At 42.4% G+C, this 316-nt stretch carries 1 pseudogene; it reads left to right on the top strand.

The window, feature by feature from the left end:
- Positions 1-276, top strand: a pseudogene (locus J8M00_RS28115) (hypothetical protein); the annotation flags it as partial.
- Positions 277-316 lie beyond the last annotated feature (40 nt).

Below are 316 nucleotides of genomic sequence, written 5' to 3'. Positions count from 1 at the left end.
GCACTTAAGGTAGACATTGTTGAGGTAGATGAGGCTAAACTTAATAAGTGGTTTGCTCCAAGCCAACCCACATCAATGCCAATTCAATACCTACCAGCTTTATGTTGGGCCATTAAAAGTGTTGAACCTGCCAACATATTACTTATGCCGCTTATGTACAGCGCCTCAGACGAACGCGCCAAAAAACTGCAAGAAGCCTCAGAATGCGAAGTGCAAATACGCGAACTAAATGATAAGCGCGAATCCATTCTCCAAGAAGTCAAAATCAATACCTAATTTCGGAGCTTAAACCATGCCTATCAAAGACCAAGATCTG

The sequence above is a fragment of the Pseudoalteromonas luteoviolacea genome (assembly GCF_018100925.1).
Lineage (GTDB): Bacteria > Pseudomonadota > Gammaproteobacteria > Enterobacterales > Alteromonadaceae > Pseudoalteromonas > Pseudoalteromonas obscura.
Note: the sequence above shows the minus strand (reverse complement) of the source record. Positions and strands in the feature narration are given on the sequence as shown.